The organism is Cytobacillus sp. FSL R5-0569, from assembly GCF_038007265.1.
GTDB classification, from domain to species: Bacteria; Bacillota; Bacilli; order Bacillales; family Cytobacillaceae; genus Cytobacillus; species Cytobacillus kochii.
Map to the genome: position 1 here is coordinate 2876763 of NZ_JBBOWW010000001.1, position 14246 is coordinate 2891008.

18 protein-coding genes are annotated in these 14246 nt (G+C 34.6%); 4 read left to right on the forward strand and 14 right to left on the reverse strand.

Going from position 1 to position 14246, the window contains the following annotated elements:
* Positions 1–7: 7 nt before the first annotated feature.
* Together MKX78_RS14560 and MKX78_RS14565 are read right to left on the reverse strand one after the other, a co-directional pair.
* Positions 8–982 (reverse strand): S66 peptidase family protein, encoded by a 975-nt coding sequence (locus MKX78_RS14560; protein WP_341051472.1) that lies wholly within the window; start codon positions 980–982, stop codon positions 8–10.
* Positions 983–1155: 173 nt separating this feature from the next.
* A complete protein-coding gene (locus tag MKX78_RS14565; protein WP_095372875.1) occupies positions 1156–1329 on the reverse strand; it encodes a YjcZ family sporulation protein in 174 nt (57 codons plus the stop codon).
* Positions 1330–1535: 206 nt separating this feature from the next.
* On the opposite strand from MKX78_RS14565, the gene MKX78_RS14570 reads away from it, so the two are divergent.
* Together MKX78_RS14570 and MKX78_RS14575 are read left to right on the forward strand one after the other, a co-directional pair.
* Positions 1536–2624, forward strand: coding sequence for a GDSL-type esterase/lipase family protein (locus MKX78_RS14570; RefSeq protein ID WP_341051474.1), 1089 nt, complete (start codon positions 1536–1538; stop codon positions 2622–2624).
* A 78-nt stretch (positions 2625–2702) separates the two neighbouring features.
* Positions 2703–3791: a DUF3500 domain-containing protein gene (locus MKX78_RS14575; protein ID WP_341051476.1), complete on the forward strand. Its 1089-nt coding sequence runs from the start codon at positions 2703–2705 to the stop codon at positions 3789–3791.
* A gap of 11 nt (positions 3792–3802) precedes the next feature.
* On the opposite strand, the gene MKX78_RS14580 is transcribed toward MKX78_RS14575, so the two are convergent.
* The 3 genes from MKX78_RS14580 to msrA form a co-directional block, all read right to left on the reverse strand.
* Entirely contained in the window at positions 3803–4582 is a 780-nt protein-coding gene (locus MKX78_RS14580) for an IclR family transcriptional regulator (RefSeq protein ID WP_180316955.1), read from the reverse strand.
* Positions 4583–4729: 147 nt separating this feature from the next.
* Positions 4730–5167 (reverse strand): peptide-methionine (R)-S-oxide reductase MsrB, encoded by a 438-nt coding sequence (msrB, locus tag MKX78_RS14585; RefSeq protein ID WP_341051477.1) that lies wholly within the window; start codon positions 5165–5167, stop codon positions 4730–4732.
* Positions 5160–5705: a peptide-methionine (S)-S-oxide reductase MsrA gene (gene msrA, locus MKX78_RS14590; protein ID WP_095372871.1), complete on the reverse strand. Its 546-nt coding sequence runs from the start codon at positions 5703–5705 to the stop codon at positions 5160–5162. Before msrA ends, msrB begins: the two co-directional genes overlap by 8 nt.
* A 208-nt stretch (positions 5706–5913) precedes the next feature.
* On the opposite strand from msrA, the gene MKX78_RS14595 reads away from it, so the two are divergent.
* Positions 5914–6573, forward strand: coding sequence for a DUF4397 domain-containing protein (locus MKX78_RS14595; RefSeq protein ID WP_307313227.1), 660 nt, complete (start codon positions 5914–5916; stop codon positions 6571–6573).
* Between the two features lie 83 nt (positions 6574–6656).
* Here MKX78_RS14595 and MKX78_RS14600 read toward each other — a convergent pair whose 3' ends face one another.
* The 8 genes from MKX78_RS14600 to ilvA all read right to left on the reverse strand — a co-directional run bounded on the left by MKX78_RS14600 (position 6657) and on the right by ilvA (position 13089).
* Positions 6657–7238 (reverse strand): YpmS family protein, encoded by a 582-nt coding sequence (locus MKX78_RS14600; RefSeq protein WP_095372869.1) that lies wholly within the window; start codon positions 7236–7238, stop codon positions 6657–6659.
* Between the two features lie 12 nt (positions 7239–7250).
* Positions 7251–8066: an SGNH/GDSL hydrolase family protein gene (locus tag MKX78_RS14605; RefSeq protein WP_341051479.1), complete on the reverse strand. Its 816-nt coding sequence runs from the start codon at positions 8064–8066 to the stop codon at positions 7251–7253.
* Between the two features lie 309 nt (positions 8067–8375).
* Complete coding sequence (locus MKX78_RS14610; protein WP_370873261.1) at positions 8376–8957, reverse strand: SCO family protein; 582 nt, start codon at positions 8955–8957, stop codon at positions 8376–8378.
* A gap of 149 nt (positions 8958–9106) precedes the next feature.
* A complete protein-coding gene (locus MKX78_RS14615; RefSeq protein ID WP_307313220.1) occupies positions 9107–9952 on the reverse strand; it encodes a DegV family protein in 846 nt (281 codons plus the stop codon).
* A gap of 309 nt (positions 9953–10261) precedes the next feature.
* Positions 10262–10516, reverse strand: coding sequence for a DUF2535 family protein (locus MKX78_RS14620; protein ID WP_095372867.1), 255 nt, complete (start codon positions 10514–10516; stop codon positions 10262–10264).
* 86 nt (positions 10517–10602) lie between these two features.
* On the reverse strand, positions 10603–11346 hold the full coding sequence (gene tatC / locus MKX78_RS14625) for a twin-arginine translocase subunit TatC (protein WP_307313215.1): 744 nt from the start codon (positions 11344–11346) through the stop codon (positions 10603–10605).
* Positions 11347–11546: 200 nt separating this feature from the next.
* Positions 11547–11735, reverse strand: coding sequence for a twin-arginine translocase TatA/TatE family subunit (locus tag MKX78_RS14630; RefSeq protein WP_095372866.1), 189 nt, complete (start codon positions 11733–11735; stop codon positions 11547–11549).
* Positions 11736–11820: 85 nt separating this feature from the next.
* Positions 11821–13089: a threonine ammonia-lyase IlvA gene (ilvA, locus tag MKX78_RS14635; RefSeq protein WP_095372865.1), complete on the reverse strand. Its 1269-nt coding sequence runs from the start codon at positions 13087–13089 to the stop codon at positions 11821–11823.
* 280 nt (positions 13090–13369) lie between these two features.
* Here ilvA and MKX78_RS14640 point away from each other — a divergent pair, with 280 nt between their 5' ends.
* Entirely contained in the window at positions 13370–13516 is a 147-nt protein-coding gene (locus MKX78_RS14640) for a hypothetical protein (RefSeq protein ID WP_341051481.1), read from the forward strand.
* A gap of 229 nt (positions 13517–13745) precedes the next feature.
* On the opposite strand, the gene MKX78_RS14645 is transcribed toward MKX78_RS14640, so the two are convergent.
* The gene (locus MKX78_RS14645; protein WP_095372864.1) at positions 13746–14231 is read right to left on the reverse strand and encodes a dihydrofolate reductase; all 486 of its coding nucleotides are present in this window, start codon (positions 14229–14231) and stop codon (positions 13746–13748) included.
* Between the last annotated feature and the right edge of the window lie 15 nt (positions 14232–14246).

Sequence of the window (14246 nt, forward strand, 5' to 3'; positions counted from 1 at the left end):
TCCCTATCTATTCACCTACAAAAATCTCCACATCTTCTTTTTCCGCTTTAATGGTAGCATACGACCCAAACGGAATAGTCGCTGCTTGATTTGTATGTCCAAAGTCAATATTGGAAATAATTGGAACACCGCTAATTTCCTTTTTCGATTCAATCATTTTCTTTAAGAAATAATCTGTAACCTGTGATTCCTTTTGAAATCTCCCGATAAGTATCGCTTTTATCTCATTCGCATCTTTTTGCTGTAGCAAAGATTGCAGCCCCCGTTCAAAAAGAAAGGGATGTGATTCTTCATTATCCTCTATAAAGATAATCGCACCTTTCAATGAAGGCATATATTCTGTCCCTTGTAATGACGTTAATGTTGATAAATTTCCACCTATTAATTTTCCGCTTGCCTCTCCTTCTTGAAGAACAAGATAGCCTTCGGATGCTATATACTGCTTTTCATCTTGCTCCAGATGCCATGGATCATCACTCCATTTATCCGAAGGTTCAATTTCATACATGCCATCAGTCGTTACTGCTTGAAGGAAGCTATTGAGTGTATATTCAAACCCATATTTTATACCAAAATCAGCAAAGAAAGGGCCGGAGTATGTAATTAAGCCCGTTTTATGATGAATGGCAGCTAGCAATGCTGTTATATCACTATACCCACAAAAAACCTTTGGGTTGTTCTTGATTAATGAATAATCAATTGATTTTAATAATTGATTGGTATTATAACCGCCTATACCAGCTATAATCGCTTTAACATTCGGGTCACGAAACGCATCATGTATATCTGCCACTCTTTGCTCAATACTTGTACTAAAAAAATCATCATGTTCGAGGACATATTGACCATATGTTATTTTAAATCCTAAATTAGCTAACCGTTCTTCTGCTAATCTTCTTTGTTCACCCTTTATGACAGCCATACTTCTTGAAGGAGCAATGATTCTGATTTCATCTCCTGATTGTAATCTCTTTGGAAACATCTATGTACACATCCACTTTTTTCTTTCTATTTTACCGTAATTTTCATCTAATTTCGACAAGATACATGAAATCTTGTTTATAATCACTCAACGATTTTCCACTTGTTATTCACTGACAAATATGTTGATGAAAAAAAGAGAGACTCCTAAAAGCCCCTCCTTATTCTTTATTATTACCAGTTACCACACCAGCTAGCACCGATGATTACTAACAAGATAAATAATACTACAATTAACGCAAAGCCACCGAATGCTCCATTTCCACAACCACCGTATCCACCTACTGGATAGCTATAATAAGGTTGAACTTGTTGAGCACAAGGATCGCATCCATATCCGTAATTCATAATCATTCCACTCCTCTTTTTGTTTTAGGCATTTTCAAAATCATCATATGACATAGGTTCTTGTCCTGCATGTGTTTTTGCCCAATTTTTTTAGAATGTCAGTTTTTTTCTTTTTCCTCTAGACGTAAAGCGTTTTCATCTCATACAATTTAATTACAAGATAAATTGGGTAATCTAAAATTGTCATATTTAAAGGAGTACAAAGAATGAAAAGAAAATCACTCCTCCTATGTTCCATGTTATGTATTGGATTTATATTTTTATTTCAATTCTTTCAAGAACCTAAAGTGGAGGGAGATCAATCAGTAGAGAATTTTTATGAAAAAGTAGGAAGCGAAAAAACAATTAACTATTTAATCATCGGTGATAGTATTGGTAGAGGATCAGGGGCATCAGAGCCAAATAAAAGATGGTTTCAAATATGGGAAAATAAAATGAAAGATACATATGATGTTGATTTTAAACGTCATATGGTTGTACAAAGCGGAAGCACTGCTTTTGAAGGGTTAAATAAGCTGAACGCCACTCCGCACCTAGGAAGCATCGATTTAACTTTTATTGTGTTCGGGGAAAATGACCGAAAATATATGAATGAAAAGCAGTTTGCCCAATTTTATGAAGGACTTCTAAGGCAAGTAAAGAAAGATTATCCTGATACAGAAATATATACATTAACAGAATCACCTTTAGATAATGAATTATTCATTCAAAAGATCACAGATATCTCAGCCCATTATTTAGCTAAAAATATTGATTTACGACCTGTATTTAGTGAATCAACTTATTCTGCCTTTGAATTAACGACAGACCTTGTACATCCAAACGATAGAGGCTATCAACTTTATGCCGAAGCGATTTTTCAAGAAACACAAAATTTGATGAATCAGGATACGCAAATAGCTGTACTAGCTGCTCCTCTTCATGATGACGTAAATATCGCCTTACAACAATCTTCAGCCTACACACATGCCAGTCATCCATATAAAGGTATTTACTGGTATAGTGAAGATGCTGGAGAAACAATCAAATTTTCCTTCTCTGGAACTTTTCTCGGGATGAAAGTGAAGAGTCACCCTGCAGGAGGCATGCTCGATATTTATATTGACGGTCAGCCTGTACGAACATTATCAACGTGGTGGCCTTTAGAAAAAGAAAGATATCTATATATATCAAGCGGTTTAGAGAAAGGTATTCATCAAGTTACATTTACTGTGTCCAAGCAAAAATCCATCTTTAATGAGTCAGGTAAAGCGGAGATATTTCTTTCAACGATCATTACCGAGGGTACGAACTAGACCGTTTTTCAAAATAAGTGAATGAGCTCTCCTTCCTTTACACACATTAACAAAAAAAGGACAGGGAGAGTTTTTCTCATGTATCGATGTTTAGTATTACTCGTTTTCATAGCCTTCATATATTCCAATCATGTGCTTGCCTCTTTTGCTCCAACAGCGGCAGAATTACAAGAACAAGACTACATTCTTGAACAACTCAACCATATCTTAGATGAACCCCATATTACGAGTAAGGAAGAATCAGTTAAACTTGCTCATCAACTTTTCGAAAGTTTAAATGAAGAACAAAAAGAAGAGATGATCCTTCCACTAAATAAGGCAATTGCACATAAATGGTCTAATCTACCTATTAATCAAGCAAGTAGAAATGGCGTTCCCTTGTCTGAACTAAATACACAAAGTTTTATACTCGCCATGTTATTACTTCAAGCAAATCTCAGTCCAATTGGCTTTGAGCATATGACAGAAATCATTAAAGCTGATTACTTTTTATCAACAACAATCAAGAACCCTCCATTTAAATGGGGGGCACAAGAATATTATATCTCTATACATGGAAACCCTTCCTATACAAAACCTTGGATGATTCAACTAACAGGGCATCATCTTGCAGAGAATATTTTCATTAACCGTTCAAAAACGACGATTACCCCTGAGTTTACGGGGACGCAACCTCGTATTTTTCAAATAAATAATCGTACGTATCATCCAATGAATGCAAAAGTAAATGCTGTCCATGCACTCTTACTATCTTTATGTAATGAGCAAAAACAGCAAAGTAAACTTAATGATGAGTTTAACGACATTTTACTAGGCCCCGGAAATGACCAATCGTTTCCCACTCAAGAAGGTTTACTTATAAAAAATCTAAATACAGAGCAACAAATACAAGTAAAACACATGATTGAGGAATGGGTCGCTCATGCACCTTATGAAGCAAGAAAGGCATTGCTACACACGTATTTATCTCAGGAACAACTTCAGAAAACGACGATTGCTTGGGCTGGTTCAACTTCAATCAAGCGACCGGGTAGCTACTTTCGTATTGATGGACCGCAAATTTGGATAGAAATCTATAGTAAAGAGGGCGTTGCCAATAAAAAACAAGCACATGTACATTCTATATGGCGCGATAAATTAAATGATTATGGGGGGATATTGAAGTAAATAACATCAGTCTAATTTTTCTGTATCTTACCTGTTATAATCCTGGCTCCTTCAATGACAGTTTCAACTAGCTCTTCTTCTTCATAATCATCAATACGAACAGACGGGATGGTAATAGATATACTTGCTAAAATTTCATTTTGAGGATTAAATATCGGTGCACTATATGAAATCGCACCTTTCACTCTTTCACCATTGCTTTTGGCATATCCTCTTTGTTGAATAGATTGTAGCTCCTCATATAAGACATCTTTATCAATAATCGTCGTACTTGAAAGAGGTTCGAATTGGATTTTTGCTAAATACTCTCTTTGGATGTCTGCTGGGAAATAAGCCAATAATATTTTTGCTGAAGCGCCTGCATATAGTGGTGATTCTTGTCCCACCGTAATCATTGTTTGTAGTTGATGACTGCTTGCGATAAAATCTATACACTTTCTTTTTTCGTTTTCAATCACATTTAAACTAATGCACTCTTCTATTTTCACCCACATTTCTTTCATTACCGGGGCGGCTATGTTTAAAAAACTTGAGTTTTTTTCTACTAAATGACCTAAAAACAATAACTCTAATCCTAACTGATATCTTTTTGTTTCTTCATTTTTATGTAATAAGCCTTCATAAACAAGGGTAGAAAGCAATCTTTGCAAACTAGGTTTAGATAGACCCGTACGTTTATGTAATTCTGTTAATGACAAAGTTTTATGCTCATAAGAAAAAGATCGTAGAATTTGTAATGCTTTATGTAAGGTTTGCATCGAATAGTTCTTTTTAAACATTTGATCATTCATGGATGCATCCATCACCTCTTAAATAATATTTACTTTACAATAAATTTACCATTTTCAAAACCTTTCCACAAGCGGAAAAAGATTTCTTGGGAAATGAAAAGAAGGAATCAACTAAAGTGAATCCCCCTTGGTCTAAATACACTTATATTAAGTTTCTTCAGCAAATAATTTCAGATAACGCCCATAGCCTTCTTTCTCCATATCTTCATATGGTATGAATTTTAAAGAGGCTGAATTAATACAATATCTTAATCCATTCTCACCTGGCCCATCATTAAACACATGACCTAAGTGAGAATCAGCTTCCTTACTACGAACCTCTGTTCGAACCATATTGTGACTGTGGTCTTCTTTTTCTAATACTTCTTTCTCTTCTATTGGTTTGGTAAAACTTGGCCAACCACAGCCTGCATCATACTTTTCGGTTGAACTAAATAACGCCTTACCTGAGACGATGTCAACATAAATTCCCTTTCTAAATTCATCCCAGTATTCATTTCTAAATGGCGGTTCCGTACCATTATTTTGTGTGACATAAAATTGCATCTCATTTAATTTATTCTTCAAATCTTTTTTCTCACTCATCTTTTTTCTCACCCCAATTTTGTTTAATAAACCCTGCTCTACCTGAGCCTTGATGGTAAGCCTGGTAATGAGTTGGATTTTTCTTATAATAATGTTGATGATACTCCTCTGCAGGATAGAAAGCTTTTGCTGGTAATATCTTTGTCACGATTGGATCTTTAAAGGGCCCCTCTTTCTCCAATTTTTCTTTTGAAGCTTCGGCCAATTGTTTCTGCTGTTCATTATAATAAAAAATAGCCGTCTGATAAGATTGGCCCCGATCGTAAAATTGACCACCAGTATCGGTTGGATCAATTTGTTGCCAATACAGTTCAAGTAATCTTTCATACGGGAAAATCGTTGGATCAAACGTGATTTGCACCGCTTCATAATGACCAGTCGTTTCCGAGCAAACCTCTTCATAAGTTGGATTTTCTTTATCACCGCCGGTATAACCAGATATTACCGCTTTAATGCCCGGTAACTCATCAAATGGTTTAACCATACACCAAAAACAACCACCGGCAAATGTCGCTTTTTCCTCATTATTATTCGCCATCTTGTCACACCTCATTTTTATTTTCCTTAGCTCTTAAAGAAATAGCTTGTAACACTAAGATAAAGAAAAGTGGATGTAGATGCAAATAAACAACCTTCAATTTCTACTTATGGTCTCCGAAACCCTCTTCTCTATAATTTTTTAGCGCATTAAACATTTCGATGAATACAATAATGAAAAATCATAAGTAAGGAGGTTGGCTTAACTAATGGTGCAGCAATCATCTTCAGAGCAAAAGGTCTTACAAAAAATGTCGTCACCTGCCAATCAACTACTGAATCAGAACTTAGATGCATTAGGCTATATCCAATTCTTTCATCTCTCTTCAAGTAGCAAAATGATAGATATCTTTATAAATGGTGTCAAGATATACAAACAAATTTCTTATAAACAATTGACTAATAAACTTGCATTACCTGCCTCTAGTTACCATATTGATATTTATCCAACTGACGTCATGGTCTCATCTTTACTTAGTAGAAAAATTGAAGTCCTCCCCGAAACATTGCATAATATCGCACTCTCAGGTGAAGCAAATGACATGAAATATACTGATACACCAACTAGTATCGCTATACCAAATTCACTCAATGCAAAATTTATTCATCTGGTCGCTGATGGTCCATCATTCAAACCGGTAATATTAGCACCCAAAAGTGAGGAATTGCCACTCATACAATACAAGCAATCGAGTAAATGGATGAATCTTTCGCCTAGTATGCTTCAAGGCTGTATTTACGGTTACCCTTATAGAGATTATCTCACATCGTTTCGCTTTCCCCTACAGCCTCAAAAGCAACATCTTATCTATATCTTTGGTTCTGTGACAGGAGATCCACCATTAGAACTAATGGTACTTATTCAATAACTGCCAGAACTTTTCTTATTCGTTCATATAAAAACCTGTAGCTGGTATATTACTCAATAAGAGTACTCGCTACAGGTTAATGCTTACTTTACCGGTACTAATAAAGTAAAGTCAATATCATCTTCTTCTAAATTGAATTCATTCACTTTTACTTTTATATCACTTTTTAAATCCATTTCTGTTAACGCTACATAGATTTTCTCTTCATTTGGTTGGATGACTACCCAATCTGGTGTTTTATAATGATTATTAATTAGTTTGAGTAAGAAGGAGATCGGTAAATCCATTTGGCCAATAGATAAATCCTTTTGTTCCAATACAACATCCCCGTTTGGTAATACAGAGGGTTCAAAAGACATTCTTAAACGCAACTGTTGACTGAATACCGGTAAGGTGCCGTATAAATTCACTTCATCATCCAACCTTACTTCATAGTCCAGTCCTCCGTCTAAAATTTCTTCCTCTAAGTAATGATTAATTAATAGGTTTAAATCATTTTTATTTGTTGATATATGAAATGGAGCGTAATCCGCCTCATTTAATTGCACACTTTCATAAGGGTCATCCTTCGCTGGAATACTAACCATAATAAATAAAATAAGCGCAAATAGAATGATTATACCCAGTAGCCCTAAGAAAAGCACTTTCCATTTATTCCCCTTCAATGAAGCTCCCCCTTAATTCTCTTTATTTTCAATGACAGACTTAATTCCTATTTGATCTAAAACTTGATAAATTCTCCCTGCCATTAATTCATATCCTCGATCATTAGGATGGAAATGATCTGTGAATAGTAGATTTTCTTCACTCGTTTCAAAAATATCATCTACATTTACAAAATACATGTTCTCATACTCACCTAGTACTTGTTGGCTGGCTATATTCCACTGACGCATGATCAAACTTAGCTCTTTAATGCTTGAAAACCATTCTAAAAAAGGGTTATATAATCCCACTAATAATACTGTACTCTTCGGATTATATTCGCGAATGGTATGTAGAATTGTATTTAAATTATCTTCAAAAACATCTTGTTCTTTTTCAAAAGCAGCTACATTTAATTTGGTAAAATTAGTTCTGACTACCTTCATAATATCATTGCCACCAATAGTAATAATAACGAGATCCGATTCTGTTACCGCATTTTTTACTTTGTCCATATTAAGCCGTTCTAATAATTGGTTTGACCGATTCCCTTTTACACCATAATTAATAAAACTTGTATAATTAATCGACCGATGTTCCTCTAAGAGCTTCTCTAAATAGGGTATATACCCACCACTTTCAGTCGTGTCGCCTACACCTTGGGTCAATGAATCACCTATTGATACGACATTTAAATCAATGGGGAAAAATTCTGCAGGAATATCTTGTTTAGTTAAATCCTCCATTTGTTTTGCTTCAGCGGCCTCATTATCGCTTGTCATCGCATTGGTATTACAACCCGCCAATAGAACCATGATTGATAGTAATAAGGTGAATATTCTTTTCAATTCTTTCTCACCTCTTTATTAAAGTATGTTTCATTATATCATGTTGGGGTAATCACATAAAAAAGTGTGATTACTTAATAATATTAAATTATACTCTTTTAACCACTATTAAACTTAAATGAAGAGAATAATTTAAATAAAATACCATCTATGGGTACAGAAGAAACAATTTTTCACTTGATACTCTTATGAAATGAAGTTAAAAGCAACACTTAAAGAGGTAAATATATTAGCACAAAAAAGAAGCAAGACCAAGCTTTGAGTTTACACTTTAGGCTTGGTCTTGCTTCTAAGATCTGTTGAATGAAATTATTGAATTTTCTTTATATCGGCAATGATTTCTTCATAAGGAACATCGGATACACCATCATAATCCTTCATAACCACACCATTTTGATCGACTAAATAAATTGAAGTCTGATGAATGACTTGATCATCATTCTTTGGTTTTTTTACTAATGACTTGAAAGAATCAACAGCAAAGCTTTCAATCTCTTCTTGGGTATAGCCCGTTAAAAAATGCCAGTTTGAAAAGTCTATTTCATAGTTGTTCGCAAAATCTTTTAATGCCTCAGGACTGTCCACAGTTGGATCAACACTAAAAGAAACAAACTCTACATTTTCAATCCCTTCTTCTTTAACCTTATCTTGCAATTGACTCATATTATATGTCATTGGTGGACAGACCGTTTCACAGCTAGTAAAAATAAAATCAGCTATCCATACTTTCCCCTCTAAATCACTTAAACCTACAGCCTGATTGTCTTGATTAGTATAATTAAAATCTCCCACATCATAGTTTAGTGCATTTTCTATACCACTTTGGCCACAAGCGGCTAGAATAATTGTAAAAAGACCAATAACCGCGGCTAATTTTTTCAACACTTTCACCTGCTTTTATGTATTTATCAATTCAACATTAATGTACCAAACGAAATTGTTTGAATGAAGAAAAAAGTATGACATCTATGTGAACAAAGGAAAATAATGCAAATACCTCTTCTAATAATCGAATAGAAGAGGCATTTACTGCTTAAAGGTTATTCGATGTGATAACAAAAACCAATTGCGCCTTCACCAGTATGGGTACTAATAATTGGTGTTGTATCCTCTATTGTTACATGATTAAAGCCTGTTAATTCACTGATTACTTCTTTCAGTTTTCTTGCTAATTCTAAACCACCCGCATGGGTAATTCCTACACTTTTAATCGTCTTTCCTTTTGCATCTTCTACTAATTGTTTGGATAAAAACTTTATCACTTGAGAGTGACTTCGTACCTTTGTTATTGGTGTATACACGCCATCTGCTAACGAAGCAATCGGTTTAATATTTAATAGAGAGCCAATTAAACCTTTGCCTTTGCCTATTCTTCCACCTTTAATCAGGTTTTCCAAAGTGTCTACAACAACATAAAGTTTCGTATTTTCTTGAATTTCTTGAATTCTCTGGATAATACGCTTGTAATCTTCTCCCTTATCTGCGAGTTCAGCAGCAGCTATGACTTGAAATGCCAACGCTTTTGAAATGAAGCGAGAATCAATAACAGTCACATTGGCCTCTGTTATGTCTGCAGCAGTTCGAGCAGAATCAACTGTCCCACTCATTCCTCCAGTCATATGGATAGAAATAATTTCGTCGTAACCATCTTTGGTTAGTTGATCATACAATTCTACAAATGTCCCTGTTGCAGGTTGAGAACTTTTAGGAAGCTCATCAGACTGTCGCATTAAATCCAGAAATTCTTGGGGCGTAATATCGACACGGTCCTCATAAGATTGTCCATTAATATTAATTGATAATGGTACAACAGCTATATCTAACTTTGTAATCATTTCAGCTGATAAGTCAACAGTTGAATCCGTTACAATTTTTATTCTAGTCATTCATTCACGTCCTATCATAGCAATTCAACCTTCATTATACATGTATATCACTGCGATTAAAAGATTTATGTTGAAACGTCTTTATACTGTCAAAATTACAATAAAAAAGATTATTACATTTATTTAATGTTTTTTTAGTTAGGTAAACTGGACAAATAATCAATAAACAAAACAAAAAACCTTTCAAAATAAATGTTAACTAAAATACATGATTTCACAGGCATATTAGCTTTTATAACTATGTGGACCCTTTTTATAACTTTCTCAACTTGTTCACTACACTAAAAAAAGACCCCTTTACGGGATCTATCATGCATTGCTTTTTAATTCTTTTGTTTGAAATACCATCTCAACATCTGACCACTTCATCACACGTTTTAAATACTCTTTAAATGAGTACACAGTTGTCTTACAATGTTCCGTATGATAAATTTTCGTTACAAACTGCTGTAGTCGAATGTGTACTAAGAAAAAACAAGGACTATCCTTATCCACTAAAGGAATCTCTGTAATCTTCACCTTCTGTCCAAATACATTTCTGAACTCTAGGCTTTTACATATCAAAATATCAATCCTCATTTTCACCCGTTTAATCGTATTATACATCATTTCGTTTAATAATTCTTCTAGATTTTTTGTGCTTATTAAAATTATGATGAGGAGCTTTCCAATGCTTCTAATTGTTCTTTCTTTAACTTTCTGCGATAAACGATTTTTGATAAGGTAATACTGATTTCATATAGGACAAGAAGCGGAATACTGACGATAATATCTGACATTAAATCAGGTGGTGAAATAATAACAGAAATCACTACAAGAACAAAATAAGCGTATTTCCTGATTTTTGTTAACACGTATGGGTTAATCATCCCGAGGGATGTTAAAAACATCGCCACAACTGGCAATTCAAATAGTATTCCAAAAGGCAACGTCATATGAAATATAAACTGAAAATACTTATCTACCGTAAAACTCATTTCCATCATACCTTCACTTAACCCCGTCAAAAAGTTAAACAATGTAGGCATAATGACAAAATAACCAAAGCTTAACCCAACTAAAAACAATACAAAAAGAGCTGGAATGTAAGCTAATGTAATTTTTCTCTCTTTAGGCACAAGTCCAGGTTTAACAAATTGCCATAATTGCAATGCCACAACTGGTATTGTCCCAGCTATGGCAATAACAGAAGCAATCGTAAAATACACCCAAATGATATCACTTGGTCCAAGTACAATTAACTGCTCTTTCAAATCACGGACAAACCATTGGTAAATATGATCGACGAACAGAAAACCGACAATAAAAAACAATACAAATGCCACTATACAAAGAATTAACCGCTTTCTTAATTCCTCTAGATGCTCAATATAATTCAATTCTTCTTGTTTCATAACCTACTCCTGCTTCGTTTTCATTTAACCTGTTGAATCTTGCTTCACTTTTGTCCACTATTTAAAGACGAACAAAATGGAAAACCTACACAAAAAACGAGAAACATGTGGTTAGGTCAAAAGTAGTTGATTACCTTGACTAATACATGTTTCTAATTTTCACAATTATTCATTTTCATAACTATATGTAGCCCTATCGATTAGGCCTTTTTATTCATTGTCTCTCTCTCAGCATCATCGTCATTGGCTAATTCTTTCGTAGATTTCTTAAACTCTCTTAATGTATCACCTAGCGCGCGACCAATTTCGGGTAATTTCTTTGGACCGAAGATGATGAGTGCCAGCACAAGAATGAGAATAAGTCCTGGAAAACCTATGTTTGAAAACATGAAAAACATCCCCTTAAACTGTTGTTCAAGCCATCCCCATTATAGCGTTATTTTAAAAGAAAAGTCAATTAATTCCTAACAATCATTAGACTAAAAGATGAAACAAATTTTCATCATTGTTAATTTCTTGGTAAGAGAATCCTTTTTTATTCATGCGCTCGATTAAACTATGATTATCGCGTCGATTCTTTAGCTCAATACCGACTAGAGCTGGACCACTACCTTTATTGTTCTTCTTTGTATATTCAAATCTTACAATATCATCCGTAGGACCAAGCACCTCATCTAAAAACTCTCGTAATGCCCCTGCTCTTTGAGGGAAATTAACAATAAAATAATACAATAACCCTTCATACAACAAGGATCGTTCTTTAATTTCCTGCATTCTTTCAATATCATTATTTCCACCGCTTAAAACACATACAATTGACTTTCCTTTAATCTCATCTTTATAAAAGTCTAAAGCTGCAATTGATAATGCTCCTGCTGGTTCGGCAACAATTGCATGCTCATTGTATAATTCTAATATTGTTGTACAAACTTTTCCTTCTGGGACGCTAATAATGTCATCTACATATCGTTTACAAATATCAAATGTCATCTCACCCACTCTTTTAACTGCTGCACCGTCGATGAATTTATCAATTTCATCTAGGGCCACGACTTGATTTTGTTGAACGGATTCCTTCATCGAAGAAGCTCCTTCAGGCTCGACACCAATCATTTTTGTTAAAGGTGACACACTTTTAATGTACGTGGACAAACCAGACATCAATCCGCCCCCGCCAATACTTGCGAAAACATAATCAATTGGTTCATCGCAATCATGAAGCATTTCAACAGCAATAGTTCCTTGACCAGCTATCACATGCTCATCTTCAAAGGGATGAATAAATGTGCGCCCTTCCTGATTACAGCAAGCCTGAGCCTCAGCGAATGAATCATCAAATGTATCGCCAACAAGAATAATTTCAATTGAATCTTTGCCGAATAATTCAACTTGGCTTACTTTCTGTTTAGGTGTAGTTGCCGGCATAAAAATTTTCCCGTTAATACCTAATCGATGGCAAGCATAGGCAACCCCTTGTGCATGATTGCCTGCACTTGCACAAACAACGCCGTTCTTTATCCGTTCCTCTGGTAATGACATCACTGAATAATAGGCACCTCTTAGTTTAAAAGAGCGTACATGTTGCAAATCTTCCCGTTTAATATACACATTGCACTCATATCTTTCAGACAAGCGATTATTTTTTTGCAGCGGTGTATGGGCAACGATATCCTTTAAGTGCTGGTACGCAATTAAGATATCCTCCAATTGCACCATTTTCTCTTTCACTGCTCTCTGTTCCATTTGCCAACTCATCCCTTTTCCTTTTGTAATTTGTACATTATAACATGAGAATAATAGATTGATGCACAATTTTTTAAAAATTCATGTTTTTTTAAAAATGAAAACGGTTACTTTATTTCTGATTTTTAATTTCCTATATATGGAATAATAATCATTTACTTCATAGAAAAAAATTGATGAGGAGATTATAGTGAATCGGGCATAAGACTTGGAGTACATACACTTATAATTGTTCCCGAGCAATAATGGGTTGCACGATTTTTTAGAAGTAAAAACTGGGATGAACGCTTTTTCAAATGTGATTTTACGTTATTCATGGTATGAGGGCAAATTGGCAATGTCATGTTTACATGCAAGAGTCAGAAGAAAAAAGATGACAACTGGTAGAAATGATATTATTTTACAAGAATCACCAGAAAAAAGATAAATGTAGGTGTACCCACCCATAACATATAATTGTTTTTGGACATTCTTAAGTAATCAAAAAAAGAGATTAATAGCTTAACGTTTATAGTTACGCCGCATAATGCATTTTCTTACTCCTTGCCTGTTTTAGGGTAGGCAAATAGATAAAGAACAAATACTTCATAGGAGACCATGAAAAAAAACACGAAGCCACTTCGTGTTTTTAATGGCTCATAAAGAAGCCGTCTATTTTATTTTCTAACATATACTTGAAATTCGTAATCGTAAGCATTTTTTTCGTCTTTGCTTCGTTTCTCGACGGACACTTGTTTCCATTCGGTGAGGTCGAATGATGGAAAGCTTGTGTCACCCTCGATTTCAGCATGAATTTTGGTAATATAGAGCTTATCTGCATAAGGTAAAGTAGATTGATAAATTTGCGCTCCACCAATGACAAAAACTTCCTGCTGTTTTTCTTGACTGTATGTAATTAATTGTTCAATCGAATTTAAAACTGTTGCTTGCTCTGGAGAAAAATCTGTATTCCTAGTAATGACAATATTTTCTCTTCCTGGAAGTGGCCTTCCAAGTGAGAGCCATGTTCTTCTCCCCATCGCAACTGGGTGACCTAACGTCGTCTCTTTAAAAAACTGCAAGTCCCCTGGTAAATGCCACGGTAACTGATTATCTTTTCCTATCACTCTATTTTCACTCATTGCCCAAATTAATGAAATCATTTTCATATCCTCCAA